We start from the raw sequence: 25,050 nt of genomic DNA, 5'->3' as shown, positions 1-25,050 counted from the left end.
CGAAGCCTGCAATGACACCTGTTCCTCAACAGCGTCATAGGAGGCTTCCATGCCGACATCGGCAAGCACCATCCCCCGGTCGCCACTCGAGGCGATCAACGGCCTGAACCCCGGCGACCGCCGGGTCCTCAACGAGAACGAGCTCGCGCAGCGCTGGGGCCTGAGCCCCAAGACGCTTCAGCGCTGGCGCAGCGAAGGGCGTGGCCCGCGCTACCTGAAGCTGTCCAAGCGCGTGAGCTACCCGCTGGAGTCGGTCATCGAGTTCGAGCGCAGCGCCCTGCACGACTCGACCTCCGAGCGCGCGGCGCGGTGAAGGAGGGTGCGATGAGCGATTTGACTCTCTACCCCGCCGACATCGCCGCGATGTCCATCGGCCAGCTCGCGGCCTTGCCGCCCGAGCAAAAGGCCGAGATCAGCCGCCACCTGGACGAAGCGCTCGCCTGGCTCAAGCAGGCCCGCGCCAAGTTCGACGCTGCGCTGGACGCCGCCTACGGCGAGCAGGCCCGCGCCGCACGCCTGCAAGCCGGCAAGGACTTCGGCGTCGTGCATCTGAACGAGGGGCCGCTGCGCGTGACCGTCGATCTCCCCAAGCGCGTGGCCTGGGATCAGGCGCGACTGTCGGAGATGGCCCGGCGCATCGCCGCCGCCGGCGAGCGCGTCGAGGACTACCTCGACGTCGAGTACTCGGTATCCGAGTCCCGCTTCAACCACTGGCCGCCCGCCTTGCGGGCCGGGTTCGAGGCTGCCCGCACCGTCAAGCCCGGCAAGCCGACGTTTCGGCTGGCCCTCGTCTCGGAGGAGTGATCCATGCGCACCGAACCGAAGGAAAAGGCTCGGAATTCAATTCCGACCCCTGTCGCCAAGCAGCTGAAGGAGGTGGCGTGATGGCCCTTCCCATCATCACCGCCGACCAGCGCCTCGCCGAGAAGCAGGGTGTGAAGCTCGTGCTGCTGGGCAAGAGCGGCATCGGCAAGACCAGCCAACTCAAGACGCTGCCGCAAGCCTCGACCCTGTTCGTCGACCTGGAGGCCGGGGATCTGGCCGTCAAGGACTGGCGCGGCGACTGCGTGCGGCCGGCCACCTGGCCGGAGTTCCGCGATCTCGTGGTATTCCTCGCCGGCCCGAACCCGGCGCTGCCTGCGGACGCCCCGTACTCCGAGGCGCACTACCGCGCGGTTTGCGACCGGTACGGCGATCCCCGGCAACTGGCCAAGTACGACACCTACTTCGTCGACTCGATCACCGTGCTCGCGCGGCTCGCGCTCATCTGGGCCAAGACCCAGCCGCAGGCCTACAGCGAGCGCACCGGCAAGCCCGACACCCGCGGCGCCTATGGGCTGCTCGGCGCCGAGCTCATCGGGGCGCTGACCCACCTGCAGCACGCGCGCGGCAAGCACGTGGTGTTCGTGGCCATCCTCGACGAGCGCCTGGACGACTTCAACCGCCGCGTCTTCGTGCCGCAGATCGAGGGCGCCAAGACCGCGGCGGAACTCCCCGGCATCGTCGATGAGGTCATCACCTTGGCCGAGATCAAGGCCGAGGACGGATCGAGCTACCGCGCCTTCGTCTGCCACACCGTCAACCCCTATGGCGTTCCCGCCAAGGACCGAAGCGGCCAGCTCGAACTGCTGGAGCCGCCGAACCTGGCCGCGCTCATCGCCAAGTGCGCCGCCGCCACCCAAATCCCGCCATCCCCCACCGCCTTCAAGGAGTAAGCCATGACCGCTTGGAACGATTTCAACGACGCGCAGCAGCAGCAAAGCTTCGACCTCATCCCCAAAGGCACGCTCGCCAAGGTACGCATGACCCTCAAGCCCGGGGGCTTCGACGACCCCGCCCAGGGCTGGACGGGCGGCTGGGCCACGCAGAGCTTTGAGACCGGCGCGGTGTATCTGGCCGCCGAGTTCGTGGTGCTGGAGGGCGAGTACGCCCGGCGCAAGCTCTGGAGCAACATCGGCCTGCATTCCCCGAAGGGCCCGGGCTGGGGCCAGATGGGCCGCAGCTTCGTGCGCGCCATCCTCAACAGCGCCCGCCACGTCCATCCGCAGGACATGAGCCCGCAGGCCGCCGCCGCGCGGCGCATCCAGGGTTTCCATGAGCTCGACGGCATCGAGTTTGCGGCCCGCATCGACATCGAGAAGGACGGCCGCGGGGAACTGAAGAACGTCGTCAAGAGCGCCGTCGAGCCCGACCACCCGGACTACGCGCGGCTCATGGGCCTGCCGCCCAAGACCCCGGGCAACGGCTCCTCCGGTGCGCCGGCGACGGTGGTTCCGCCCCATGCGATGCCGCCGGCCGCCCCGCAACGCCCCGCCGTGCCGGGCAAGCCGGCCTGGGCGCAGTGAGAGGAGGCCGCGGCGTGAATGAAATGCTGGATTTGCAAACGACAGGCGCGCGGCTACGGCCACGCGGACCTTCGGCATCCGGTGGGCGACGCCCGGCGTTATCCGATGGACTGGGTGTTTTGCTCGCGGCGCTGCCAGCAGGCGTTTCACGCGCTCTACGGCCAGTGGCGGCGCGTGCAGGAGGGTCACATCGACAAGCGGGAGGTCGCGATGATCGATCCGTCTGAGGTCGAACGGGCCGCGATGCGGGCTTGCCTCAAGGCCTTCGGAGAAGCAGCCGAGGCCATCGGCTTCGACAAGCCGCTGGGCGCGTATTCCGAGGCCGAGGCGCTGCAGGTCATCGACGCCATCGTCACCGGCTACACCGAGGCGATGGTCGCGCACCACGAGGCGAGCAAGTACCCACCGGTGCGGGGACTCAAAGACCCCGTGTCCGACCCCTTCGCGGATCTGGAAGACGACCTGCCGTGGGAGGAGCCGAAGTCGGCCTCCAAAGCGCCACGGAAGGAGGCGCGGCGATGATGGACTTCAACGCCTCCAGGAGCTTCTCGGGTCAGCTCACGGCGCGGATCGACGCGGCCATGCAGCAAGCTCGCGCGGCGCAGCCGCGTCGCACCTACCTCGGCGCCTCACGCCTGGGGGCCACGTGCGAGCGCGCGTTGCAGTACGAGTTCGCGGACGCGCCGGTCGATCCGGGCCGCGAGACCGACGGACGTCTGCTGCGCGTGTTCGAGCGCGGTCATGTGATCGAGGACTGCATGGCCGCCTGGCTGCGCGCCGCAGGCTTCGACCTGCGCACGCGCGACGACGCCGGCGAGCCCTTCGGTTTCTCGGCGCTGGACGGCCGCTTGCAGGGGCATGTCGATGGCGTCCTCGTCGCCGGGCCGGATCTCGGCCCGGGCTTTGGCTACCCCGCGCTGTGGGAGAACAAGTGCTTGAGCGCGAAGTCCTGGCGCGAGCTCGAAAAGCACCGCCTGGCCGTGGCCAAGCCCATCTACGCCGCGCAGGTGGCCGTCTACCAGGCTTATCTGGGCCTGCACGAACACCCGGCGCTGTTCACCGCGGTCAACGCCGACACGATGGAGCTCTACGCCGAGCGGGTGCCCTTCGATGCGCTGCTTGCGCAGCGCATGTCGGATCGCGCCGTCAAAGTGATCTCGGCCACCGACGCCGGCGAACTGCTGCCGCGCGGCTTTGCCGACCCCACCCACGTCGAATGCCGGATGTGCCCCTGGCAGGACCGGTGTTGGAGGACTGCGACATGAACGACACACCGCTGACGCAGGTGCTCGGAGAGCGCCTGATCGATGCACGCGAGGCGGCGCTTGCGCTGAATCTGCCGCTGTACTGGCTCACCCATGCCAAGGAGCGCCGGCGCCTGCACCTGCCGCACTACCGGGTCGGCAAACTGCTGCGCTTCAAGCTTTCCGAACTGAGCGCGTGGATGAAGGAGCGCCAGGCCCTGCGCCCGGCCGACGCAGCACTGAAGGAGGCGGCGGATGTTGGACTTCAATGACACCGCACCCGCGCCCGCGCCCGAGATCCCGGCGTCCGAGCGCCGCGAAGCCCTGCGCGCCGCGCTGCTCTCGCGGTTGGAATCGGTGCTGTCCATGCTGTTTCCCGCCGGTCGGACGCGCCGCGGCAAGTTCCTCATCGGCGACGTGCTGGGCAGCCCCGGCGACAGCCTGGAAGTGGTGCTCGCGGGCGAGAAGGCGGGCCTGTGGACCGACCGCGCCACCGGCGAGGGCGGCGACGTCTTCGACCTCATCGCCGCCCATCACGGCCTCGATGCCGAGCGAGACTTTGCCCGCATCCTCGATCTGGCCGAAGACCTCGTCGGCCGCGCCCCCACCGCAGCGGTGCGCAAGCGCCGCAAGAAGGAAATCCCGACCGACGATCTGGGCCCCGCCACCGCCAAGTGGGACTACCTCGACGCGCAGGGGCGGCTCATCGCCGTCGTCTACCGCTACGACCCACCGGGACGCAAGAAGGAGTTCAGACCGTGGGATGCCAAGCGCCGCAAGATGACGCCGCCCGAGCCGAGGCCGCTGTACAACCAGCCAGGGATGATCAACGCCGCACAGGTGGTGCTGGTCGAGGGCGAGAAGTGCGCGCAGGCCCTGATCGACACAGGGGTGTGTGCCACCACCGCGATGCACGGGGCCAACGCCCCGGTGGACAAGACCGACTGGTCGCCGCTCAAAGACAAGGCCGTGCTGATCTGGCCCGACCGCGACAAGCCGGGCTGGGACTATGCGATGGCCGCCGCGCAGGCCGCACTCGCCGCCGGCGCCGCCACCTGCGACGTGCTGCTGCCGCCCGAGGACAAGCCCGAAGGGTGGGATGTGGCCGACGCCGCGGCCGAAGGCTTCGACGTCGCCGCCTTCATCGCCGCGGGCCCACGAATGAGCATCAAGCCCGCCAGCGGACAGTCCACACAAGAGCCCTCCGTCTGGGCCACCGACGACGCCCTGGCGCTCACCTTCACCGCGCGTTACGCCGAGGACTGGCGCTACTGCTCAGCCTGGGGCAAGTGGCTGGTGTGGGACGGCCGGCGCTGGCAGGTGGACGAGACGCTGCTGGTGCACCACCTCATCCGCGCGATCTGCCGCGAGGCCGCGCTCAAGGCCGACTCGCATCGGCTCGCGGCCAAGCTCGCCGCGAGCAGCACGGTGGGCGGCGTGGAGCGGCTGGCGCGCACCGACCGGCGGCATGCCTCGACGGCCGACGAGTGGGATGCCGATCCCTGGCTGCTCAACACCCCGGGCGGCGTGGTCGATCTGCGCACTGGGCGGCTGCGCCCGCACGCGCGCGCCGATCGGATGACCAAGCTCGCCACCGCCACGCCTCGCGGCGACTGTCCGCGTTGGCGGGCCTTCTTGGCCGACGTGACCGGCGGCGACGCCGAACTCCAAGCGTATCTGCAACGCATGGTCGGCTACTGCCTCACCGGCTCGACGGCAGCGCATGCGCTGTTCTTCCTCTACGGCACCGGGGCCAACGGCAAGAGCGTGTTCGTCAACACCGTGGCCACGATCCTGGGCGACTACGCGGCCACCGCCTCGATGGAGACGTTCGTCGAGACACGCCATGAGCGCCATCCCACGGACCTCGCGGGCCTGCGCGGGGCGCGCTTCGTCTCCGCCATCGAGACCGAGCAGGGGCGGCGCTGGGCCGAATCCAAGGTCAAGGCCATCACTGGCGGAGACCGCATCGCCGCGCGCTTCATGCACAAAGACTTCTTCACCTACACCCCCCAGTTCAAGCCCGTCATCGTCGGCAACCACAAACCTGCGATCCGCAACATCGATGAGGCGATGAAGCGGCGGCTGCACCTGATCCCGTTCACGGTGACGATTCCGCCCGACAAGCGCGATGGCCGGCTCACCGAAAAGCTCCAGGCCGAGCGCGACGGCATCATGGCCTGGGCGGTCGAGGGGTGTCTGACCTGGCAGCGCGAAGGGTTACAGCCCCCGGCCAGCGTGATGTCGGCCACCGCCGAGTATTTCGAGGAGGAGGACGCGATCGGCGACTTCCTTGACGAGGAGGCGCAGCGCCACCCGCAGGCCCGCGTGGCCGTGGCCGACGTGTTCCAGCGCTGGCAAGAGTGGGCCGGCCGCAGGGGCGAGTACGTCGGCACGAGCCGCTGGCTCGCACAGCAACTGGCCAACCGCGGCTTCGAACGCACGCGGCTGCACGGGGGCACCAAGGGGCTGGCGGGGCTGTCCCTCAAACCCAAGGACTACGGCGCACGGCTCCCATACCGCGACGACTAAAACCCCAAGGGTGACCGAAGGTGACTGGCCTGCCGGTAATTCCTCTACACGTGCGCGCGCGCACGTGAGAGCCGATTAACGGCACGTCGGCCACCTTCGGTCACCGGACACCGATGAAAGGATGAACCGATGATCTCCACGATCCTGGCCCTGGACCTGGGCACCACCACCGGCTGGGCGCTGCGCGACGGCTCCGGCCACATCACCAGCGGCGCCGTCTGCTTTCGGCCGCAGCGCTTCGAAGGCGGCGGCATGCGCTTCCTGCGCTTCCGCCGCTGGATTGCTGAAATTCAGCAATCGGTTTCTGAAATTCAGTTTTTGTACTTCGAGGAGGTGCGGCGACACGCCGGTGTCGACGCCGCCCACGCCTACGGCGGCTTCCTCGCCACGCTCACGGCCTGGTGCGAGCACCATGGCATCCCCTACCAGGGCGTGCCGGTGGGCACGATCAAGAAGCACGCCACAGGCCGTGGCAATGCCCGCAAAGACGCGATGCTGGCTGCCGCCCGCGCCCGCGGTCATACCCCCGCCGACGACAACGAGGCCGATGCGCTGGCCTTGCTGCACTGGGCCATCGAGCGCCACGACGCGGCGCAGGAGGGTTGAGATGCACATCCCGACGCCTCGCTACCGCTGCCCGCTCGCTCGGCTGCAGCCCGAGCCGATGGACGTGGAAGCCGTCAAGCGCCAGGGCTGGCGCGAGCAGCGCGTGCTCGTTGTCAGTCAAGACGATGCCCGGCTGGACTGGACGGAGCGCGAACTGATCCGCCGCATCGGCGAGCGGCTGTACGGATCACGCAATGAAACCCGGGAGGCGCGCCATGGCTGAGTGGACCGTCGAGCAGGTGGCCGAGCGCTTCCGCGAGGCGGCCATCACCGCGCACCGCCTGCCACCCGTGCGGGTGCAGGGCTATTTCAACACCTGGCCGGCGATCCGGCGCCTGCCGTGGGAGACGCTCGGCGCCGAACCGACGATCCGGCGCTATCCCCCCGCGCCAGAGGCCATCGAGCGCATGCTCGAGGCCATGCGCTGGGTGCAGTGGCTGCAGGAGGAGGAACGGCACCTCGTGTGGATGCGCGCCGAGCGCCACCGCTGGCGCGATATCTGCGCGCGCTTCGGCTGCGACCGCACCACGGCCTGGAGGCGCTGGCAGCGGGCGCTCTCGATCGTGGCCGAGACGCTCAACGGCAAGCGGCAAGACGCCGGCCCTTCGATGCGCAGCGGGGTGAGCGAACCGCCCGCCCGGCCGTTCGCTTGACAGGACGAGGCTGCACGGATTCAATAACTGTTATTAATAGTTGTGAGTCAAGCCCATGCCGACGAGCGTCGCCCTCAGCCCCCATTTCGAGGCCTTCATCAAGGAGCAGGTCGCCTCCGGTCGCTACAACAACGCCAGCGAGGTGGTTCGCGCAGGCCTGCGATTGCTGGAAGAGCAAGCCCAGCGCCACGCCCTGCAGCTGGAAGAGCTGCGTGCGGCCATCACAGCCGGTCGATCCAGTGGCCCGGGGCAGCCGGCCGAAGAGGTGTTTGATCGTCTGGAAGCAAAGTATCGGGATCAGGGCAAGCGCCGGACGAAATGACCCGGCTCGTCATCAGCCCGCTGGCGGCAACCGACATCGAGGAAATCGGCGACTACATCGCCCAGGACAACCCGGGCCGAGCCGTCAGCTTCATGGCAGAACTTCGCATGCAGTGCAGGAAGATCGCCGGGGCGCCCCAGGCGTACCGGCTCCGCCCCGAGCTCGGCGAGGGCATTCGATCCTGCGCCCACGGCAACTACGTGATCTTCTTCTGTGCGTCCGACGATGAAGTGAGCATCGTGCGCGTCCTGCACGGCGCACGGGACATCGGCGCCCAGTTCGGTGGCTGACATCGGCCGAGTAGGCGCCTCGAATGGCCATGAAGAAGCGCAACGACCGGATCCTCGAAGCCGTCCATGAGACGGCGCGTGACCTGCATCGCCTGGGCTTCATCGACGCGCGCATGATGCGCCAGTACGACGCGCTGCGCCTGGCAGCCAAGCGCGACCGCACGTCCTCGCCAAACGCTTCCCGTCCGCGTGTTTTGGCGTGATTTGGCGGATCGGATCGCGCATCTGCGTGCGCCCGCGGGCAAACGCGGCTTTGGCCGCTGCAACAGATCCGCCGTTTCGGGGGTAGGATTTCGGCTAACTTCTGGACAGCGGTGACGCCCGACGAAGCCGCCCGAGCAGCGACGGGTCCTTCCTTGCGCAAGCGCGATGCGGGGGGCGCGAGCGCGGCATCGCCCTAGCGTCAGGGCGCCAAGCAGGTTACCACCCGGCCAGGTTACCGGTCCCGGTTACCACCCCGCAGAACGGTCACCGCCTCACCCGAACCCGAACTCACATGACCCGCCCGGCGGCAAGGCCCGGCGGGTTTTGCTTTTGGACTTCTCCCTTGAACACGCTGCACGTCGAGTACCGCCAGGTCGAGGCGCTGATCCCCTACGCGCGCAACCCGCGCACGCATAGCGATGCGCAGATCGCCAAGATCGCCGCTTCCATCGCGGAGTTCGGCTTCACCAACCCGATCCTGGTCGATGGCGCAAACGGCATCATCGCCGGGCATGGGCGCTTGGCCGCGGCGCGCCGGCTCGGGCTCGAGCAGGTGCCGGTGATCGAACTCGCGCACCTCACGCCGGCGCAAAAGCGCGCCCTCGTCTTGGCGGACAACCGCCTGGCGCTCGATGCGGGCTGGGATGAGGAACTGCTGGCGCTGGAACTGGCCGAACTCGCCGAGGCCGGCTACGACCTGGCGCTCACCGGGTTCGACGGATCCGAGATCGAAGCGATGCTCGCCGAGGCGGCAGTCGATGCCGCGCGGGAACCTGCGACCGAGGAGACGGACACCGCCGACGACGTGCCCGAGGCCCCGTCCATGCCGGTTGCCCGCACCGGCGACCTCTGGGTGCTCGGCCAGCACCGCCTCATCTGCGGCGATGCCACCGACCGGAGCGTGGTGGCTGCGCTGATGCAGGGCGAAACGGCTGCCTTGTGCTTCACCTCGCCGCCCTACGGCAACCAGCGCGACTACACCACCGGCGGGATCAAAGACTGGGACGGCCTGATGCGCGGCGTCTTCGCCCACCTGCCGATGGCTCAGGATAGCCAGGTGCTGGTCAATCTCGGGCTGATCCACCGCGACAACGAAGTGATCCCGTACTGGGATGGGTGGATGGCCTGGATGCGCCAGCAGGGCTGGCGGCGCTTCGCGTGGTACGTCTGGGATCAAGGTCCGGGGATGCCCGGCGACTGGCAGGGGCGGCTGGCGCCTGCCTTCGAGTTCGTCTTTCACTTCAACCGAGAAAGCCGCAAACCGAACAAGATCGTGCCGTGCAAGTTCGCCGGGCAGGAGACCCACCTGCGCGCCGATGGGTCATCGACGGCGATGCGCGGCAAGGACGGCGAAGTGGGCGGCTGGACCCATGCCGGGCAGCCCACGCAGGACACTCGCATCCCCGACTCGGTGATTCGGGTGATGCGCCACAAGGGCAAGATCGGCCAGGGCATCGACCACCCGGCCGTGTTCCCGGTGGCGCTGCCGCAGTTCGTGATCGAGGCCTACACGGACCCCGGTGACCTCGTGTTCGAACCCTTCGGCGGCAGCGGCACGACCATGCTGGCCGCCGAGCGCACCGGCCGCGTCTGCCGCAGCGTGGAGATCGCGCCCGAGTACGTGGACGTGGCCATCGAGCGCTTCCGGCAGAACCATCCGGAGGTGCCGGTGACGCTGGCCGCCACCGGCCAGTCCTTCGAGGAGGTGGCGGCCGAGCGCGCCGTCAGTAGTGGTAGCGCCCCTGCAGAAACTCGATGCGATCGGCCTTGACCAGATAGACGCAGCGATGCTCCTGGGTGATGCGCCGCGACCAGACGTCGGGGCCGAGATATTTCAGCGGCTCGGGTTTGCCGATGCCATCGAAGGGATCACGCAGCACCGCCTCGACCAGATCGAGCAACCGCTTGGCGGTGCGCCGGTCGGTCTCGACCCAATGGCGCAGGTCTTCGAGAAACTCCGGATGGCAGACGGCAAGCCGCGCAGCCTCACGCTTCAAGGCCGAGGTCCTTTTTGAGCTTGGCTGGCGTCGTGGGTTTCAAACGGGTCGTGCGCGCTCGAGTGAGGGCCGTCAATAAGCGTTCGGCGTTCTTCGAGGAACGCAGCAGATGCGCTGTCTCCAGCAGGCCCTCGAGTTCGTCGGCCGCGATCATCGCCACGGCGTCCCCTGAGCGACGACGCACGACGATGACCTCGCGATCGTCCACGGCGCGGTCCATCAGCGCCTTGAGCTGCTCACGCGCCTGGCTGTAGGTGGTTTCGATGGTCATGGCCGCGACTCCAGAATTGGACAGGAACATTGTACAGAAAATGAGCGCGTCGTGGCTGGCCGAGCGGATCGAGCACTGGCCGATCGCCCAGCTCATTCCCTACGTCCGCAACGCCCGCACCCACTCCGAGGAGCAGGTGGCGCAGATCGCCGCCAGCATCGCCGAGTTCGGCTTCACCAACCCGATCCTGGTCGGCAGCGACGGGGTGATCGTCGCCGGACACGGGCGGCTGGCGGCCGCCCGCAAGCTCGGGCTGGAGCGGGTGCCGGTGGTCGTGCTCGACCATCTCACGCCCACCCAGCGCCGGGCGTTGGGTGTAGCCGACAACCGCATCGCGGAGAACGCCGGCTGGGACGAGCAACTGCTGCGCATCGAGCTGCAAGACCTGCAGGCCGAGGGCTTCGATCTGGACCTGACCGGCTTCGACGCCGACGCGCTGGCCGAACTGCTCGCGGGCGACGAGCCAGACTTTGATGGCCAGACCGACGAGGACGCGGCACCCGAGGTGCCGGACACCCCGGTGTCCCGCCCTGGCGACGTTTGGGTCTGTGGGCATCATCGGGTGCTCTGCGGTGATGCCACCGAGCCGCAAGCCTACGCCACGGTGCTGGGCGACGAGATCGCGGACATGGTGTTCACCGATCCGCCATACAACGTCAACTACGCGAACTCAGCGAAAGACAAGCTGCGCGGCAAGGACCGCGCGATCCTCAACGACAACCTGGGAGATGGCTTCCGCGACTTCCTGCTGGCGGCCTTGAGGCCCACCATCGCCCACTGTCGAGGGGCGATCTACGTGGCCATGTCCTCCAGCGAGCTGGACGTGCTGCAATCGGCCTTCCGGGCTGCCGGCGGCCACTGGTCCACCTTCATCATCTGGGCCAAGCACACCTTCACGCTGGGCCGCTCCGACTACCAACGCCAGTACGAGCCGATCCTCTACGGCTGGCCCGAAGGCGCGCAGCGCCACTGGTGCGGCGACCGCGACCAGGGCGACGTCTGGCAGATCAAGAAGCCGCAGAAGAACGACCTGCACCCGACCATGAAGCCGGTGGAGTTGGTCGAGCGCGCGATCCGCAACTCCAGCCGCCCGGGGAATGTCGTGCTCGACCCCTTCGGCGGCTCGGGCACGACGCTGATCGCCGCGGAAAAGTCAGGCCGCATCGCGCGGCTGATCGAGCTGGACCCGAAGTACGTGGATGTGATCGTGCGCCGCTGGCAGGACTTCACCGGCCAGGACGCCTGCCGGCAAGTCGATGCAGTCCCGTTCAATGATCTGGCGGGTCAGGGTTCGATGCGTTTGAGGTCGCGATAGAAATTCTCGTGCGGACCGACCATCAGCAGCTTGAGCGTGCTCTCGTCGAGGACTCGGTAGGCCAGCAGGCACAGCAGACTGCCCATGCGGAACTTGTAAACCCGCACGCCGGCCAGGTCGCCGACTTTGGCTTCGCCCGCTTCGGGCTGACTGGCGATGGTACGCACCGCCTCGTCGAGTGTCGCCTTCTGCTGCTTGTGCAGTTTCTTGACGGCGCGCTCGAAGGTCGGGGTGACGAGCAGGCGCATCAGCCGAACCGGTACTCGCCAACAGCCTCTTCCTGGTCGGCGATCAGAATGTCGCGGATGACGGAAAAGGGCAGGTCGGGGTTCTCTGCGGCGATCTTGCCGATCTGCGACCAGTATTCGATCTGCTTGGGCACCGAGCGATGTTCGATGGCGCCGTAACGCTTGGCGGTCTCGACCAAGGCTTCAGGCAGTTTGACATTGACGGCCATACGAACCTCCTTTGCGATGGATCATTTTAGTCCGTAATGGTCCAAAAAGGAGCCTTGCCGCCGGGCGGCCACAGACGCCTCGACGCTCACGCAGTGAATCACGAAGCCGTCGGTTGCGGCATCTCGCCGTACGGGAGGCGCTGCCTCGTTGCAACTCACGCGAGCCGGTAAACGCGCTCGCCGCCCTGCGGCTTGTCCGACACGATGCTCAGGCCCAGTTTCTTCTTCAGCGCTCCGGCCAGGGCGCCGCGCACGGTGTGCGCCTGCCAGCCGGTGACGTCCATGATCTGGTGGATCGTGGCGCCCTCAGGACGACGCAGCATCGCGATCATCTGCGCCTGCTTGCTGTCGGCACGGGTGCGACGCGGCGCATCGTCCTTCGCCTGCGTCCACGTGGCCTCCGCCGCGGTGATGGCGGCCTCCAACTCGGGATCGCTCGCGGCGTTTGCCTGCTCCGCGTTGGCGATGATCCGATCGAGCTGGGCTTCGAACGAGCCCACGCGCGGTGTCTTCGCGCCCGGGCATGGCAGCCCCAGGACGGCGTAGCCCTCGGCGGCGACCAACCAGTCGGTCCCCGCGGGGGCGATCAGGGCACGGTTGGTAAGGCCTTCCAGCACCTTCTGGCGCGCTCCGCCCTTGATGTGCTCGGGGAACCAGTCGATCTTGCCGCCGCTGTGCTCGATGGCGTAGGCCAGGATGGCGTGCTGGGTCGGGGTCAGGGCGATGGTGGTCATGGGCTTGCTCCTTTGCAGGGGTGGATCGGGTGACGGGATGAACGCGCTGTTCGGGGCCCAAGCCAAGCGTTTCGGCTTGGCATGGGCCTTTCGCAATCAGCGGTTGGCCTCATCCGGCGACTTGGCACGGCGACCTTGTTCGAGTCCCGCGTTGAAGGCCGCTTCCAGCGCGGCGCGGATGTTCCACACCGCCAGGTCGTGGAAATCCAGGCTGTCCGAGTGGCGGGTTTGCAAGGTCTCGATGCCGAGATGCTGCTGGGCGATCTGGGTGAGGAGGGCGTCGATGGGGCGCATGGCGGGTTCCTCTCGGTGTGGTTGGCGTGACGTGATGAACGCGCTGTTCGGCAGTGAAGCCAAGCGCTTTCTGCTTGGCTTCACGCGATGAGTCAGGCCTTGCGCAGCACCGCGATGCCGGCTTGCGCGAGTTCCAAGGCCGCGGCATGGAACGCCATCTCGCCGACCCAGGGGGCGGCGCGGGCGTCGTCGAGCAACTGGTCGATGACCGGCCTGGCCTTGGCGCGCATCGCCGCGCAGGCGGCCTCCAGGTCGTCGCGGCTGGCGGCTGCCACCTCGGTGCGGCAGCTGCGCACCAGGATGGTCAGCGCCGCTTCGGCCAGCTTCGTGGCCAGGGTATCGAGAGTGTTGGCGTTCATCGGGGGTCCTTTCGATGGTTCGATGGTGGGTTGGCGTGCCGTGATGAACGCGCTGTTCCCGATGGAAGCCAAGCTCGATCTTCAGGAATGACGAACAAATGATTGAAGAAGGTGACGATGGGTCTTTCCATTCGCGCCTACGCGCGCCACCGGGGCGTGTCGCACGTGGCCGTGAAGAAGGCCATCGACACCGGGCGCATCACGACGCTTGCCGACGGCACGATCGACCCCGAGACGGCCGACGCGCAGTGGGCGCGCAACACCGTGCAGCCGCGCCGCGCCCCTGAGCAAAACATCCCGACCTCTCCGAGAGGGCAGGCCCGGCCCGAGCGCGAGATCCCCGCCCCCGTCCCCCCGCCGCTGCCCAGCGGGAGCACGTCGCTGCTGCAGGCGCGCACCGTCAACGAGGTGCTCAAGGCCCAGCTCCACAAGGTCGAGCTGGCGCAGCGCAAGGGCGAGCTCGTCGACCGCGCGCAGGCGGTGGCGCATGTGTTCAAGCTCGCGCGCACCGAGCGCGACGCGTGGCTGAACTGGCCGGCGCGCATCTCGGCGCAGATGGCCGCACGGCTTGGCGTCGATCCCCACGCGCTGCACGTGGCACTCGATACGGCCGTGCGCGAGCACCTGCAGGAACTGGGCGAACTGCGGCCACGCGTGGACTGACGATGATCGACTACGACGGCGCCGACGCGATCGAGCGCGCCTGGCGCGAAGGGCTCACGCCCGATCCGCCGCTGACGGTCTCCGAGTGGGCCGACCGCCACCGGGTGCTCTCCAGCAAAGCCTCGAGCGAGCCGGGGCGCTGGCGCACGAGCCGCACGCCTTACTTGCGCGAGATCATGGATTGCCTGTCGCCCAGCTCGCCCATCGAGCGGGTGGTGTTCATGAAGGCCGCGCAGCTGGGCGCCACCGAAATGGGCAGCAACTGGATCGGCTATGTGATCCACCATGCGCCGGGGCCGATGATGGCGGTGTGGCCCACGGTGGAGATGGCCAAGCGCGCCTCCAAGCAGCGCATCGACCCGCTGATCGAGGAGTCGCCGGTGCTCTCCGAACTCATCGCCCCGGCGAGGAGCCGGGATTCGGGCAACACGATCCTCGCCAAGGAGTTTCGCGGCGGCGTGCTGGTGATGACCGGCGCCAACAGCGCGGTGGGCCTGCGCTCGATGCCGGTGCGGTATCTGTTCCTCGACGAGGTGGACGGCTATCCGCTCGATGTCGAGGGTGAAGGCGATGCGATCTCGCTCGCCGAGGCGCGCACCCGCACCTTTGCGCGGCGCAAGATCTTCATCGTCTCGACCCCGACGATTGCCGGGGCCTCGGCCATCGAACGCGAGTACGAGGCATCCGACCAGCGCCGCTACTTCGTGCCCTGTCCGCACTGCGGCCACCGGCAATGGCTGCGTTTCGATCGGCTGCGCTGGGAGAAGGGCCGCCCGGAGACGGCGGCCTACGTCTGCGAATCCTGCGAGGCGCCCATTGCCGAGCACCACAAGACCTGGATGCTCGAGCACGGCCAGTGGCGCGCGACGGCGCAGGGCAAGACGGCGGGCTTTCACCTCTCGTCGCTGTACAGCCCGGTGGGCTGGCGCTCATGGCGCGAGATTGCCGCCGCATGGGAAGCCGCCGTGAGCAAGGAAACCGGATCGAGCGCCGCGATCAAGACCTTCAAGAACACCGAGCTGGGTGAGACCTGGGTCGAGGAAGGCGAGGCACCCGACTGGCAGCGCCTGCTGGAACGGCGCGAGGATTACCGCATCGGCACGGTGCCGGCAGGCGGCCTGCTGCTGGTCGGCGGCGCCGACGTGCAGAAGGATCGCATCGAGGCCTCGATCTGGGCCTTCGGGCGCGGCAAGGAATGCTGGCTCGTCGAGCACCGGGTGCTGATGGGCGATACGGCCCGCGATGCGGTGTGGCAGCGCCTGGCCGAGCTGGTCGCCGAGACCTGGACCCACGCCTCGGGCGCCGCGATGCCGCTGGCCCGCTTCGCGCTGGATACCGGCTTTGCGACCCAGGAGGCCTATGCCTTCGTGCGCGCCTGCCGCGACGCACGCGTGATGGCGGTCAAAGGCGTGTCGCGCGGAGCAGCGCTCATCGGCACGCCCACCGCGGTGGACGTCTCGCTCGCCGGCAAAAAGCTGCGCCGGGGCATCAAGGTGTATTCGGTGGCGGTAGGGCTGGCCAAGCTGGAGCTCTACAACAACCTGCGCAAAAGCGCGGACATCGATGAGGACGGCGTGACGGTCACGTACCCGGCCGGATACGTCCACCTGCCCAAGATCGACGCCGAGTTCATCCAGCAACTCTGCGCCGAGCAACTGATCACCCGCCGCGACCGCAACGGCTACCCGGTGCGCGAGTGGCAGAAGATGCGCGAGCGCAACGAAGCCTTGGACTGCTACGTGTATGCCCGCGCGGCGGCCAGTGCCGCCGGGCTGGACCGCTTCGAGGAGCGCCACTGGCGCGAGTTGGAGCGACAACTGGGTCTGGCCAGCCCGCCAACCCTTGAAACAACCACCGAATCCATCAACGAGGCTACCCATCGGGGTGGCCTCGCTGTTTCTGCAACCCGAAACACCGGCCGGCGTGTGATCCGCAGCCCCTGGCTGCGCTGATCCCTCCTGGCCGATCTGACGCCGCAAGGAGAACCCATGAGTCTGGCCACCCGCCTCGAAAGCCTGGTCATCCGCGTCGCGCAGGAGTTCAACGACGTCCGCGCCAAGGCCGGGAATCTCGCCAACCTCACCACCACCGACAAGTCCAGCCTGGTGGCGGCCATCAACGAACTGAAGGCCGCGGTGCTGGCATCGGGCGCGATCGACGACAGCCAGGTCGCCACCACCAGCACCTATTCGTCCAGCAAGATCGTCACGCTGCTCGATGCGCTCAAAGCCGAGATCCTGGGCGGGGCGGACGCCGCCTATGACACCCTGCTGGAAATCCAGCAACTGCTGCAAAACGGCACCAGCGGCCTGGATGCCTTGCTGGCGGCCGTCAACAACCGCGTGCGCTTCGATGCGGCGCAGACGCTCACCGCGGCCGAAGCCGCGCAGGCGCGCAGCAACATCGGCGCGGTGGCCGCCAGCGATGTGGGCGACACCGACACCGACTTCGTCGCGATCTTCGAAGGGGCGCTGCTCTGATGAGCCTGGCCGCGCGCATCGCCGCCTTGGCCAGCCGCATCGGGATCGAGGTCCGTACCAAGATCGATGCCGGCCATCCGGGGCTGGCCCGGGCCTGGGTGTGCTTCGGTTGGGTCGGCAACCAGATCGTCGTGCGCGCCGCGCACAACGTGGCCGGTGTCACCCGCACCGCGCCCGGCCGCTACCGCGTGAGCTTTGCCACACCGATGCCGGACGCGAACTACTGCTGGGTGGGCGTCGCACGCAGCAACACCAACACGGGCACGCAGCGGCTGCTGATCGTGCGCTCGACCTTGGATGAGAAGACGCCGACGCACGTCGATGTGGGCTGCGCGACCACCGCGGCGTCCTTCGCCGACTCCACCGAAATCAACCTCGTGGTCTACCGCTGATGGCCTATACCCAAGCCGACCTCGAGTCCCTGCAAGCCGCGCTCGCCAAGGGCGAGAAGCGCGTGAGCTTTGGCGACAAGACGGTCGAGTACCGCAGTGTCGAGGAACTGCAGGCTGCGATCGCGGCGGTCAAGCGCGACCTGTTCGAGCAGGCCGTGGCCACCGGGCTGTGGCCGGGTGCGCCGCGGCAGATCCGCATCACCACCGCCAAGGGGACGTGATGGGCTGGTGGCACACCCTCAAGCGACGGCTGCTCGGCGCGAGCCCCACTTACGACGGCGTGGGCGGCGGCCGCCGGGCTGTGGCCTGGCAGGTCGGCAACCCCGGGGCGGTCGCGGCGCTGGCCTACACGCAACACGAACTGCGCGCCAAGAGCCGCGATCTTGCCCGGCGCAACGCCTGGGCGGCTGCCGGCATCGAAGCCTTCGTGGCGAATGCCATCGGCACCGGCATCAAGCCGCAGAGCATGGTGGCCGACGCTCGTCTGCGCGAAGCCATCCACGCGTTGTGGTGGGACTGGGTGGGGGAGGCCGACGCGGCGGGCCTGACCGACTTCTACGGCCTGCAGGCGCTGGCCTGCCGGGCCATGCTCGAAGGCGGCGAGGCGCTGGTGCGCCTGCGCTGGCGCCGCGGCGAGGACGGTCTGCCGGTGGGTCTGCAGCTGCAGGTGCTCGAGCCCGAGCACCTGCCAACCACCCTGCACCGGGACCTGCCCTCGGGGAACGTGATCCGCGCCGGCATCGAGTTCGACCGGCTCGGGCGGCGGGTGGCCTACCACCTCACGCGCTCGCACCCGGGCGACGGCAGTCTTGCGCCGATGTCGGGCACGGGCGGCATGGAGACCGTCCGGGTACCAGCCGACGAGGTGATCCACCTGTTCCGGCCCTTGCGCCCGGGGCAGATCCGCGGCGAGCCGTGGCTCGCGCGCGCGCTGGTCAAGCTCAACGAGCTGGACCAGTACGACGACGCCGAGCTCGTGCGCAAGAAAACCGCGGCGATGTTCGCCGGCTTCATCACGCGGCTTGCCCCCGAGGACAACCTGATGGGCGAGGGGCTGCCCGATGCCCAGGGAGTGGCGCTCGCGGGGCTCGAGCCCGGCACCTTGCAGATCCTGGAGCCGGGCGAGGACATCAAGTTCAGTCAGCCGGCCGACGTGGGCGCGAGCTACGGCGAGTTCATGCGCCAGCAGTTCCGGGCGGTGGCTGCCGCCATGGGCATCACCTACGAGATGCTCACCGGGGACCTCACCCAGGTGAACTACTCCAGCATCCGCGCGGGGCTCTTGGAGTTCCGCCGCCGCTGCGAGGCCATCCAGCACGGGGTGATCGTGCACCAGCTGTGCCGCCCGGTGTGGCGGGCCTGGATGGAGCAGGCGGTGCTGGAAGGCGCCCTGTCGCTGCCGGGCTTTGCGCGCCGGCGCCGGGAGTTCCTCGCTGCCAAGTGGATCCCGCAGGGCTGGCAGTGGGTCGATCCGCTCAAGGAGTTCAACGCCTTGAAGCTCGCGATACGCGCCGGGCTGATGAGCCGCTCGGAGGCGATCTCGGCCTACGGCTACGACGCCGAGGACATCGACCGCGAGATTGCTGCGGACAACGCACGAGCGGACGACCTCGGGCTGGTCTTCGACTCGGATCCGCGCCACGACCAACCATTGAGGCCGGTGCCGACACCTGCGCCCGACACCGACCTTCAGGACTGACACCGATGCTGCCTCATCTCGCCGCCCGCCTGTTCGGCACGCCCTTGCTCGTGCAGCGCGCCAAGCTCGACCTGATCCTGGCCGTGCTCTCCGACCGCCTGAATCTCGCCGCGCCGGACGTCGAACTCGCGCCGCCGCTGCCGAAGGCTTCCAACCCTGCGGCATTTCCGGAACGTTCGATCGCCGTGATCCCGATCCACGGCACGCTGGTCAAGCGCACGCTGGGGCTGGAAGCCGCCTCGGGGCTGGTGAGCTATTCCGAGATCGGCGCGCGGCTGGAAGCGGCGCTGGCCGACCCTCTGGTCGCCGGCATCGTGCTCGACATCGACTCGCCCGGCGGCGAGACCGGCGGCTGCTTCGAGCTTGCCCGCCGCGTGCGCGAGGCGGCGGCCGTGAAGCCCATCTGGGCGGTGGCCAACGACGCCGCCTTCTCCGCGGCCTACGCCATTGGCTGCGCCGCCGAGCGGCTCTTCGTCACCGAGACCGGCGGCGTGGGCTCGATCGGCGTGATCGCGCTGCATGTCGATCAGTCGGTCAAGGACGCCCAAGAGGGCTTGCGCTACACCGCGATCACCGCGGGCGCGCGCAAGAACGACTACTCGCCGCACGCGCCGCTGGCCGATGCCGCCCGCGCGGCGCTGCAGGCCGAAGTGGACCGGCTCCACGCGCTCTTCGTCGCGCACGTGGCGGCGATGCGTGGCCTGGCCGAAGACGCGGTGCGTGCGACCGAAGCGGCGCTGTTCTTCGGCCCGCAGGCCGTCGAAGCGCATCTGGCCGATGGCGTGGCCACGCTGCCCGCGGTGCTCGCCGAGTTCGACCGACATCTTGCTGCCGCGCGGCGTCCGTCTTCCCCGCCGCGCCAGATCACGACCGGGAAGGCGACCTTACCGCGAGGAACCCCCACCATGACCGATTCCCCCTCCGATGCCGCGCCCGAGCCCCTCGGCGCGGATGCGGCCGCCGCCCTGGTGGCCGAGGCCCGCCGCGAAGTGGCGCAGTCCGCGCAAGCCATTGCCGAGCTGTGCCTGATCGCCGGCTGCCCCGAGCGTGCCGCCGAGTTCATCGCCGCCGGCCGCACCGAAGATGAGGTGCGCCGTCTCCTGCTCGAGGCGCGCGCCGCCCACAGCATGGCGTCCGCCGTGCGCTCGACCCACGTGCCCCAGGATTGGGCCGCCCCCGGCGCCGATCCGGCCTCTTCGCCCGTGGTCGCCGCCGTCAAGAAACTCGTGACCCGGGAGTAAGCCATGCCCACGCTCACCCAAGCCCTCAACCTCGGCGACCTCTTGAAATACGAGGCGCCGAATCTCTACTCGCGCGAGCGCTCGACCGTGGCCGCGGGGCAGCACCTGCCGCTGGGCGCCGTGGTCGGCCTGGAGGCGGCCACGGGCAAGCTCAAGGCCCTCGACCCCAGCGCGACCGACGGCACGGAAGTGGCCGCAGGCGTCCTGGGCAATGCGGTCGATGCGACGCTGATCGACCGTGAGGACGCGATCCTGATCGCCCGCCATGCCATCGTCGCGCGAGGCGCGCTCGTCTGGCCCGCGGGCATCACGGCTGCGCAGAAGGCCGCCGCCATCGCCCAGCTGGAAGCGCGCGGCATCCTGGTGCGCGACAGCGCCTGACCGACACCCGATCCCGACCCTTCGAGCGACCCGCCGCCTGGCGGGTTTGTCATATCTGGAGACCTCCATGCTCAACCCCTTCGATGCCCCCGGCTTCTCGATGGCCAGCCTCACGGCGGCCATCAACCTCATCCCCAACCGCTACGGGCGGCTGGAAGCCTTGAACCTGTTCCCCCCGAAGCCCGTGCGCACGCGCCAGGTCGTGATCGAGGAATACGCCGGGCGCCTCAACCTCTTGCCCACGCGGCCTCCGGGCGCGCCGGGCACGGTGGGCGAGCGCGGTCAGCGTCGGCTTCGTTCCTTCGTCGTCCCGCACATCCCGCACGACGACGTGGTGCTGCCCGAGGAAGTGCAGGGCATCCGCGCCTTCGGCTCGGAAACCGAGATGGAAGCCATCGCCGGCGTGCTCGCGCGGCATCTGGAGACCATGCGCAACAAGCACGCGATCACCCTCGAACACCTGCGCATGGGCGCGCTGAAAGGTCAGATCCTGGACGCCGACGGCAGCACGATCTACGACCTTTTCGACGAGTTCGACCTGAGCCAGGCGGTCATCGCTTTCGACCTGACCAATGCCAACAGCGACGTCAAAGGCCACTGCTATGAGGTGCTGGCCCACATCGAGGAGAACCTGAAGGGCGAGTTCATGACCGGCGTGCACGTCCTGTGCTCGCCCGAGTTCTTCCGTCAGCTCACCGGCCACAAGGCGGTCAAGGAGGCCTACGCGCAGTGGCAGCAGGGGGCGATCCTGATCAACGACGTGCGCGCCGGCTTCGTCTTCGCCGGCATCACCTTCGAGGAGTACCGCGGTCAGGCCAGCAGCCCGGATGGCACGGTGCGCCGCTTCATCGCCGCGGGCGAGGCCCATGCCTTCCCGCTGGGCACGGTGGACACCTTCGCCACCTACTTCGCGCCGGCCGACTTCAACGAGACCGTGAACACCCTGGGCCAGCCGCTGTACGCCAAGCAGGAGCCGCGCAAGTTCGACCGCGGCACCGATCTGCACACCCAGTCCAACCCGCTGCCGATGTGTCACCGGCCGGGCGTGCTGGTCAAGCTCACGGTGTGATGCCGCAGCGATGGTGCGTGTGGAGGATCTGTATGACGCCGCCGAGCGCGCGGGACTCTTGACGCCCGTCGTGGTGGGCACCACCACCGTGCACTGCGCGTTCCGTGCGCCGGACGAGACGGTGCTCGAGGGCTTGGCGCTCGCGCGCGACTTCGAGATCGAGTACGCGGCCTCGCGCCTCGCGCTCGCGCCGGGCGACGTGGTCACCATCGTCGGCCAGTCCTACCGCGTGCGCGAGGTCAGCGCCTTCGGCGACGGCCGCGAGTGCCGGGCGAGGCTCGCGAGGCTGCCATGAACTCGGTGCGCGAGCGCCTGCTGCGCATCCTGGTCGATCGCCTCCTTGCTGCCCTGGCCCCGGCGGCGGTGCTGCGCCAGCCGGCCACACCGCTGCCGCGCGAGGCCGGCCCTGCGTTGCTCGTCTTCGTCGAGGGCGACGCGCTCACCGCGCATGCCAACCGGCTGGTGGAGCGCGCGCTCACCGTGCGCCTGGTCGCGCTCGCGCGCGGCATGGACGCCTTCGACGCGGCCGATCGGCTGATCGTCGCCGCCCACGCCGCCGTGCTCGCCGACCCGAACCTGGGCGGCCTGGCGCTTGCGGTGCGCGAGCTCGACGCCGAGTGGGACGCCGACGACCTCGATGCCGGCACGGTGATGCTGCCGGCGCGCTACGAAATCCGCTACCGCACCCATGCCCTCGATCTCACCCAAACAGGATGAACCCCTTATGCCAAATCTCTCCATCGAGCTACTGAAACCCCATACCCACGCAGGCAAGCGCCTCGCTGTGGGTGAGCGCCTCGACATCCACGAGGCCAGCGCCCGCTGGCTGATCGCCCAGGGCGTGGCCCGGCTCGTCACGCCGGAGTCCTCGACCCCATCCCTCAAACCCTCGCGCCGTGACGGTTCCGCCGTCGGGACCCCATCCACGCACACCCCCACGGGAGACTGACCATGGCCTACTTCTCCGGACAAGGCCGCGTCTACATCGGCGCGCGCGACTCGGCCGGCAATCCGGCGGGGCTGACCTTCGTCGGCAACGTGCCGGAACTGAAGGTGTCGCTGTCGGTGGACACCATCGAGCACCAGGAGGCGCAGTCCGGCCAGCGCCTGACCGACCTGCAGCTCATCAAGACCAAGAAGGGCGAGTTCGCCTGCACGCTGGAAGAACTCATCCCGACCAACCTGGCGCTGGCGCTCTACGGGCACAGCACTCAAGTCACGCCGGGTACGGTCACCGGCGAAGCCTTGCCCAACCCGGTCACGCCGGGGCACCTCTATCCGCTCGCGATGCAAAACGTCTCGGCGGTGCAGGTCCAGGACTCGGACAGCCCGCCCAAGACGCTGCCGGCCAGCCAGTACACCGTCAACGCCAAGCACGGGTCGCTGGTGATCCTGGATGCCACCACCGGCGGCCCGTACACCGAGCCCTTCACGGTGGACTACGCGTTCGGGGCGGCCAGTCACACGGCCATGTTCACGCAAGCCTTGCCCGAGCGCTGGATCCGCTTCGAGGGCCTCAACACCGCCGACGGCAACCGCGAGGTGGTGATCGACCTGTACCGCGTGGCCATCAACCCGGCCAAGGAACTCTCGATCATCACCGACGAGCTGCTCAAGTTCGAACTCTCCGGCCAGGTGCTGGCGGACCTCACCAAGCCGGCCGGCGGCGATCTGGGCCAGTTCGGCCGCCTGGTGCTCCTGTAAGGGGACGGCGATGACCGATGGCAAGGCCGACTTCCAGACTTTCCCGCCCGCGCCCAGGGTGGTGACGGTGGCCGGCACCGCGCTGGAACTGACGCCGATCCGGCTGGGCGAGTTGCCGCGCCTCCTCGCGGCGGTGCGGCCCCTCGCCGCCGATCTCTCGGCCGAGCCGGACTGGTTCGACCTCCTGGCGCGGCATGGCGAGGCCGTGCTGGAGCTGCTGGCCATCACCACCCGGCGCGAGCGGGCGTGGGTGAACGATCTGTCGCTGGAGGATGCCGTGACGCTCGCGGCAGCCGTGTTCGAGGTGAACGCGGATTTTTTCGTGGGGCGGGTGGTGCCGGCGATCCAGGGCGCGGCGCAGCATCTGGCGCCGATCCTGGAGCAGATGCAGGCTGGGACCAGGCGGTTGCCCGCCTGATCCGCGCCGGGCACCGGCTCGATGACGTGATGCGCTACACGCTGCCGCAGGCGCGGGCCTTGCTGGAGGCCGATGCACGGATCGAGCGGCAGCACCTCGCCCTGCGGCTCGCTGTCCACGCCGTGGCGGCGCAGGGCGACCGGGCTGCGATCGAGCGGCTGCAGCGTGAGTTGTGGGAGGACGTGCGGCCATGAAACTGACGCTGACCACCTCCGGACTGCTCGATCCAAGGAAGCTCTCGGCCTGGAGCGCGCAGCGGCGACGGGCGATCCACGCGGCGGTGGCCAAGGGGATGGCGGTAGGCGGCCGCGAGGTGCGCGAGGCCGCCCGCGCCCAGATGCGCAGCGCCTTCCAGGTGCGGCGCGCGAGCTTCGTCTCGTCGATGCAGACCAAGGTGTTCGACCGCAAGCCCGAGCGCCTGCCCGCGCTGTGGGTGGGCAGCCGCATCCCGTGGCTGGGCATCCACACGCACGGTGGCACAGTGGCGGGCCACATGCTGATCCCGCTGCTGCCGGGACGGATCGGCCCCAAGCGCTTCCGTCAGGTCATCGACGGCCTGATGCGCTCGGGCAACGCCTTCTTCGTCGAGAAGGACGGCCGCGTGCTGCTGATGGCCGAAAACCTCCAGGAAAACGCCGCGCAGCTCAACCGCTTCAAGCGCGCCGAGCGGCAGCGATCCGGCGTCAAGCGCCTGCAGCGCGGCCAGGAGATTCCGATCGCCGTGCTGGTGCGGCGGGTGGATCTCAAGCGCCGGTTCGATCTCGCGGCAGGCGTGCAAGGCGCCTTGCCGGCACTGGCGCGGGCGATCGAGCAGGAGTTGGGAAGGGTTTGAGGGTCAGGATCCCGTTTGCGTCAACGTGCGATGGCGCTCGAAGGCGCGTCGCAGCGCTGCGTTGGGCGCAGGCGGTGATGACAGGGCGTGCGCGATACACAGCTGATCGCGTGCCGATGGCCGCATGTCATCGGGCTGATCAGGAAGATGATTCGCCCGCGATGCCATCGGCGCTTCTTCCGATCGGTCGGGATGCTGGTTCTGGTTGCGGGGGCGGGTGATCTTCATTCCAAATCGACCTCGCGCGGAAGGGATCGATCCCGCTGACGGAGCAGCGCCACATCCTCATCGGTGAGCTGCACTTCGCGGGCGACGTTGGCCAAGAGCGAGCCCAGGTTAGAAGGGCTTCCGTTCCGGACAGCCGCTTCCAGGATCGCGCGCACCTCGGCGTCGAGGCTGCGCCCGTGCCGCACCGCGCGCTGGCGCAGGGCGTCGAGCACGGCATCAGACAGATCGTCAATCCTCAGCACAGGCATGAGAAGCATTGCACCACATCCCTACGCCAGTCGCCATGACAGCGAACGCCCGGGGCTTCTCGGCCCGCGGAC

41 protein-coding genes are annotated in these 25,050 nt (G+C 68.7%); 32 read left to right on the top strand and 9 right to left on the bottom strand.

Going from position 1 to position 25,050, the window contains the following annotated elements:
* Positions 1–49: 49 nt before the first annotated feature.
* The 15 genes from M52SOB_RS09370 to M52SOB_RS09300 all read left to right on the top strand — a co-directional run bounded on the left by M52SOB_RS09370 (position 50) and on the right by M52SOB_RS09300 (position 9,967).
* The gene (locus M52SOB_RS09370) at positions 50–313 is read left to right on the top strand and encodes a helix-turn-helix transcriptional regulator (protein ID WP_131111613.1); all 264 of its coding nucleotides are present in this window, start codon (positions 50–52) and stop codon (positions 311–313) included.
* 11 nt (positions 314–324) lie between these two features.
* Positions 325–804 carry a hypothetical protein gene (locus M52SOB_RS09365; protein ID WP_131111612.1) on the top strand — a complete coding sequence of 160 codons (480 nt, stop codon included), beginning with the start codon at positions 325–327 and terminating at the stop codon, positions 802–804.
* Between the two features lie 80 nt (positions 805–884).
* A complete protein-coding gene (locus tag M52SOB_RS09360; protein ID WP_172601805.1) occupies positions 885–1,715 on the top strand; it encodes an ATP-binding protein in 831 nt (276 codons plus the stop codon).
* 3 nt (positions 1,716–1,718) lie between these two features.
* Positions 1,719–2,345 (top strand): hypothetical protein, encoded by a 627-nt coding sequence (locus M52SOB_RS09355; RefSeq protein WP_131111610.1) that lies wholly within the window; start codon positions 1,719–1,721, stop codon positions 2,343–2,345.
* Between the two features lie 18 nt (positions 2,346–2,363).
* Positions 2,364–2,867, top strand: a complete 504-nt coding sequence (locus M52SOB_RS09350; protein ID WP_131111609.1) for a DUF6511 domain-containing protein — start codon at positions 2,364–2,366, stop codon at positions 2,865–2,867.
* The gene (locus M52SOB_RS09345) at positions 2,864–3,610 is read left to right on the top strand and encodes a hypothetical protein (RefSeq protein WP_131111608.1); all 747 of its coding nucleotides are present in this window, start codon (positions 2,864–2,866) and stop codon (positions 3,608–3,610) included. Before M52SOB_RS09350 ends, M52SOB_RS09345 begins: the two co-directional genes overlap by 4 nt.
* Complete coding sequence (locus M52SOB_RS09340; RefSeq protein WP_131111607.1) at positions 3,607–3,861, top strand: MerR family transcriptional regulator; 255 nt, start codon at positions 3,607–3,609, stop codon at positions 3,859–3,861. Before M52SOB_RS09345 ends, M52SOB_RS09340 begins: the two co-directional genes overlap by 4 nt.
* Entirely contained in the window at positions 3,845–6,121 is a 2,277-nt protein-coding gene (locus tag M52SOB_RS09335) for a phage/plasmid primase, P4 family (RefSeq protein ID WP_131111606.1), read from the top strand. Before M52SOB_RS09340 ends, M52SOB_RS09335 begins: the two co-directional genes overlap by 17 nt.
* A gap of 129 nt (positions 6,122–6,250) precedes the next feature.
* The gene (locus M52SOB_RS09330; RefSeq protein ID WP_131111605.1) at positions 6,251–6,727 is read left to right on the top strand and encodes a crossover junction endodeoxyribonuclease RuvC; all 477 of its coding nucleotides are present in this window, start codon (positions 6,251–6,253) and stop codon (positions 6,725–6,727) included.
* Position 6,728: 1 nt separating this feature from the next.
* Positions 6,729–6,950, top strand: coding sequence for a hypothetical protein (locus M52SOB_RS09325; RefSeq protein WP_131111604.1), 222 nt, complete (start codon positions 6,729–6,731; stop codon positions 6,948–6,950).
* Positions 6,943–7,380 (top strand): DUF6362 family protein, encoded by a 438-nt coding sequence (locus M52SOB_RS09320; RefSeq protein WP_284155063.1) that lies wholly within the window; start codon positions 6,943–6,945, stop codon positions 7,378–7,380. Before M52SOB_RS09325 ends, M52SOB_RS09320 begins: the two co-directional genes overlap by 8 nt.
* 55 nt (positions 7,381–7,435) lie before the next feature.
* A complete protein-coding gene (locus M52SOB_RS09315; RefSeq protein WP_131111603.1) occupies positions 7,436–7,702 on the top strand; it encodes a type II toxin-antitoxin system ParD family antitoxin in 267 nt (88 codons plus the stop codon).
* Positions 7,699–7,992, top strand: coding sequence for a type II toxin-antitoxin system RelE/ParE family toxin (locus M52SOB_RS09310; protein ID WP_131111602.1), 294 nt, complete (start codon positions 7,699–7,701; stop codon positions 7,990–7,992). The genes M52SOB_RS09315 and M52SOB_RS09310 overlap by 4 nt, the downstream gene beginning before the upstream one ends.
* 29 nt (positions 7,993–8,021) lie before the next feature.
* Positions 8,022–8,195, top strand: a complete 174-nt coding sequence (locus tag M52SOB_RS09305) for a hypothetical protein (protein ID WP_284155062.1) — start codon at positions 8,022–8,024, stop codon at positions 8,193–8,195.
* Positions 8,196–8,539: 344 nt separating this feature from the next.
* Positions 8,540–9,967 carry a site-specific DNA-methyltransferase gene (locus M52SOB_RS09300; protein ID WP_131111601.1) on the top strand — a complete coding sequence of 476 codons (1,428 nt, stop codon included), beginning with the start codon at positions 8,540–8,542 and terminating at the stop codon, positions 9,965–9,967.
* On the opposite strand, the gene M52SOB_RS09295 is transcribed toward M52SOB_RS09300, so the two are convergent.
* Together M52SOB_RS09295 and M52SOB_RS09290 are read right to left on the bottom strand one after the other, a co-directional pair.
* The gene (locus M52SOB_RS09295; protein WP_131111600.1) at positions 9,921–10,193 is read right to left on the bottom strand and encodes a Txe/YoeB family addiction module toxin; all 273 of its coding nucleotides are present in this window, start codon (positions 10,191–10,193) and stop codon (positions 9,921–9,923) included. The genes M52SOB_RS09300 and M52SOB_RS09295 overlap by 47 nt on opposite strands.
* Entirely contained in the window at positions 10,183–10,464 is a 282-nt protein-coding gene (locus M52SOB_RS09290) for a type II toxin-antitoxin system Phd/YefM family antitoxin (protein WP_131111599.1), read from the bottom strand. The genes M52SOB_RS09295 and M52SOB_RS09290 overlap by 11 nt, the downstream gene beginning before the upstream one ends.
* A 40-nt stretch (positions 10,465–10,504) precedes the next feature.
* Here M52SOB_RS09290 and M52SOB_RS09285 point away from each other — a divergent pair, with 40 nt between their 5' ends.
* Positions 10,505–11,779 carry a site-specific DNA-methyltransferase gene (locus tag M52SOB_RS09285; RefSeq protein WP_131111598.1) on the top strand — a complete coding sequence of 425 codons (1,275 nt, stop codon included), beginning with the start codon at positions 10,505–10,507 and terminating at the stop codon, positions 11,777–11,779.
* Here M52SOB_RS09285 and M52SOB_RS09280 read toward each other — a convergent pair.
* The 5 genes from M52SOB_RS09280 to M52SOB_RS09260 all read right to left on the bottom strand — a co-directional run bounded on the left by M52SOB_RS09280 (position 11,749) and on the right by M52SOB_RS09260 (position 13,623).
* A complete protein-coding gene (locus tag M52SOB_RS09280; protein ID WP_131111597.1) occupies positions 11,749–12,027 on the bottom strand; it encodes a type II toxin-antitoxin system RelE/ParE family toxin in 279 nt (92 codons plus the stop codon). The genes M52SOB_RS09285 and M52SOB_RS09280 overlap by 31 nt on opposite strands.
* Positions 12,027–12,236, bottom strand: a complete 210-nt coding sequence (locus tag M52SOB_RS09275; protein WP_131111596.1) for a TA system antitoxin ParD family protein — start codon at positions 12,234–12,236, stop codon at positions 12,027–12,029. The genes M52SOB_RS09280 and M52SOB_RS09275 overlap by 1 nt, the downstream gene beginning before the upstream one ends.
* A gap of 155 nt (positions 12,237–12,391) precedes the next feature.
* Positions 12,392–12,970 (bottom strand): DUF3489 domain-containing protein, encoded by a 579-nt coding sequence (locus M52SOB_RS09270; protein WP_131111595.1) that lies wholly within the window; start codon positions 12,968–12,970, stop codon positions 12,392–12,394.
* 96 nt (positions 12,971–13,066) lie between these two features.
* Positions 13,067–13,264 carry a DUF6900 domain-containing protein gene (locus M52SOB_RS09265; RefSeq protein ID WP_131111594.1) on the bottom strand — a complete coding sequence of 66 codons (198 nt, stop codon included), beginning with the start codon at positions 13,262–13,264 and terminating at the stop codon, positions 13,067–13,069.
* A gap of 92 nt (positions 13,265–13,356) precedes the next feature.
* A complete protein-coding gene (locus M52SOB_RS09260; RefSeq protein ID WP_131111593.1) occupies positions 13,357–13,623 on the bottom strand; it encodes a hypothetical protein in 267 nt (88 codons plus the stop codon).
* Positions 13,624–13,725: 102 nt separating this feature from the next.
* On the opposite strand from M52SOB_RS09260, the gene M52SOB_RS09255 reads away from it, so the two are divergent.
* The 16 genes from M52SOB_RS09255 (at position 13,726) to M52SOB_RS09185 (ending at position 24,502) form a co-directional block, all read left to right on the top strand.
* Positions 13,726–14,286 (top strand): hypothetical protein, encoded by a 561-nt coding sequence (locus tag M52SOB_RS09255; RefSeq protein WP_431306323.1) that lies wholly within the window; start codon positions 13,726–13,728, stop codon positions 14,284–14,286.
* A gap of 2 nt (positions 14,287–14,288) precedes the next feature.
* A complete protein-coding gene (locus M52SOB_RS09250; RefSeq protein WP_131111592.1) occupies positions 14,289–16,238 on the top strand; it encodes a phage terminase large subunit family protein in 1,950 nt (649 codons plus the stop codon).
* 36 nt (positions 16,239–16,274) lie between these two features.
* Positions 16,275–16,766 (top strand): hypothetical protein, encoded by a 492-nt coding sequence (locus tag M52SOB_RS09245; RefSeq protein ID WP_131111591.1) that lies wholly within the window; start codon positions 16,275–16,277, stop codon positions 16,764–16,766.
* The gene (locus M52SOB_RS09240) at positions 16,766–17,158 is read left to right on the top strand and encodes a hypothetical protein (RefSeq protein ID WP_131111590.1); all 393 of its coding nucleotides are present in this window, start codon (positions 16,766–16,768) and stop codon (positions 17,156–17,158) included. The genes M52SOB_RS09245 and M52SOB_RS09240 overlap by 1 nt, the downstream gene beginning before the upstream one ends.
* Entirely contained in the window at positions 17,158–17,379 is a 222-nt protein-coding gene (locus M52SOB_RS09235) for a phage head-tail joining protein (protein ID WP_131111589.1), read from the top strand. Before M52SOB_RS09240 ends, M52SOB_RS09235 begins: the two co-directional genes overlap by 1 nt.
* Entirely contained in the window at positions 17,379–18,857 is a 1,479-nt protein-coding gene (locus tag M52SOB_RS09230) for a phage portal protein (RefSeq protein WP_131111588.1), read from the top strand. The genes M52SOB_RS09235 and M52SOB_RS09230 overlap by 1 nt, the downstream gene beginning before the upstream one ends.
* Positions 18,858–18,862: 5 nt before the next feature.
* Positions 18,863–20,098, top strand: a complete 1,236-nt coding sequence (locus tag M52SOB_RS09225) for a S49 family peptidase (RefSeq protein WP_131111587.1) — start codon at positions 18,863–18,865, stop codon at positions 20,096–20,098.
* 3 nt (positions 20,099–20,101) lie between these two features.
* Positions 20,102–20,479: a head decoration protein gene (locus tag M52SOB_RS09220; protein WP_131111586.1), complete on the top strand. Its 378-nt coding sequence runs from the start codon at positions 20,102–20,104 to the stop codon at positions 20,477–20,479.
* Positions 20,480–20,546: 67 nt separating this feature from the next.
* The gene (locus tag M52SOB_RS09215) at positions 20,547–21,548 is read left to right on the top strand and encodes a major capsid protein (protein ID WP_131111585.1); all 1,002 of its coding nucleotides are present in this window, start codon (positions 20,547–20,549) and stop codon (positions 21,546–21,548) included.
* Between the two features lie 10 nt (positions 21,549–21,558).
* The gene (locus M52SOB_RS09210) at positions 21,559–21,843 is read left to right on the top strand and encodes a head-tail joining protein (RefSeq protein ID WP_172601804.1); all 285 of its coding nucleotides are present in this window, start codon (positions 21,559–21,561) and stop codon (positions 21,841–21,843) included.
* Positions 21,840–22,265, top strand: coding sequence for a hypothetical protein (locus tag M52SOB_RS09205; RefSeq protein ID WP_131111584.1), 426 nt, complete (start codon positions 21,840–21,842; stop codon positions 22,263–22,265). Before M52SOB_RS09210 ends, M52SOB_RS09205 begins: the two co-directional genes overlap by 4 nt.
* A 7-nt stretch (positions 22,266–22,272) precedes the next feature.
* Complete coding sequence (locus tag M52SOB_RS09200; protein WP_009518235.1) at positions 22,273–22,497, top strand: DUF7210 family protein; 225 nt, start codon at positions 22,273–22,275, stop codon at positions 22,495–22,497.
* Between the two features lie 2 nt (positions 22,498–22,499).
* On the top strand, positions 22,500–23,252 hold the full coding sequence (locus M52SOB_RS09195) for a phage tail tube protein (protein WP_131111583.1): 753 nt from the start codon (positions 22,500–22,502) through the stop codon (positions 23,250–23,252).
* Between the two features lie 10 nt (positions 23,253–23,262).
* Entirely contained in the window at positions 23,263–23,670 is a 408-nt protein-coding gene (locus M52SOB_RS09190; RefSeq protein WP_131111582.1) for a DUF6631 family protein, read from the top strand.
* A 29-nt stretch (positions 23,671–23,699) separates the two neighbouring features.
* Positions 23,700–23,864, top strand: a complete 165-nt coding sequence (locus M52SOB_RS13950) for a hypothetical protein (protein WP_172601803.1) — start codon at positions 23,700–23,702, stop codon at positions 23,862–23,864.
* Positions 23,861–24,502, top strand: coding sequence for a DUF6441 family protein (locus M52SOB_RS09185; protein WP_131111581.1), 642 nt, complete (start codon positions 23,861–23,863; stop codon positions 24,500–24,502). Before M52SOB_RS13950 ends, M52SOB_RS09185 begins: the two co-directional genes overlap by 4 nt.
* A gap of 3 nt (positions 24,503–24,505) precedes the next feature.
* Here M52SOB_RS09185 and M52SOB_RS09180 read toward each other — a convergent pair whose 3' ends face one another.
* Positions 24,506–24,730, bottom strand: coding sequence for a type II toxin -antitoxin system TacA 1-like antitoxin (locus tag M52SOB_RS09180; RefSeq protein WP_131111580.1), 225 nt, complete (start codon positions 24,728–24,730; stop codon positions 24,506–24,508).
* Positions 24,727–24,987: a FitA-like ribbon-helix-helix domain-containing protein gene (locus tag M52SOB_RS09175; RefSeq protein WP_284155061.1), complete on the bottom strand. Its 261-nt coding sequence runs from the start codon at positions 24,985–24,987 to the stop codon at positions 24,727–24,729. The genes M52SOB_RS09180 and M52SOB_RS09175 overlap by 4 nt, the downstream gene beginning before the upstream one ends.
* Between the last annotated feature and the right edge of the window lie 63 nt (positions 24,988–25,050).

Origin of the sequence: Sulfuricystis thermophila (assembly GCF_004323595.1) — a bacterium.
In the GTDB taxonomy this organism is placed as follows: Bacteria; Pseudomonadota; Gammaproteobacteria; order Burkholderiales; family Rhodocyclaceae; genus Sulfuricystis; species Sulfuricystis thermophila.
The sequence above is the reverse complement of the archived record's forward strand: the minus strand, read 5'-3'. Positions and strand labels throughout refer to the sequence as shown.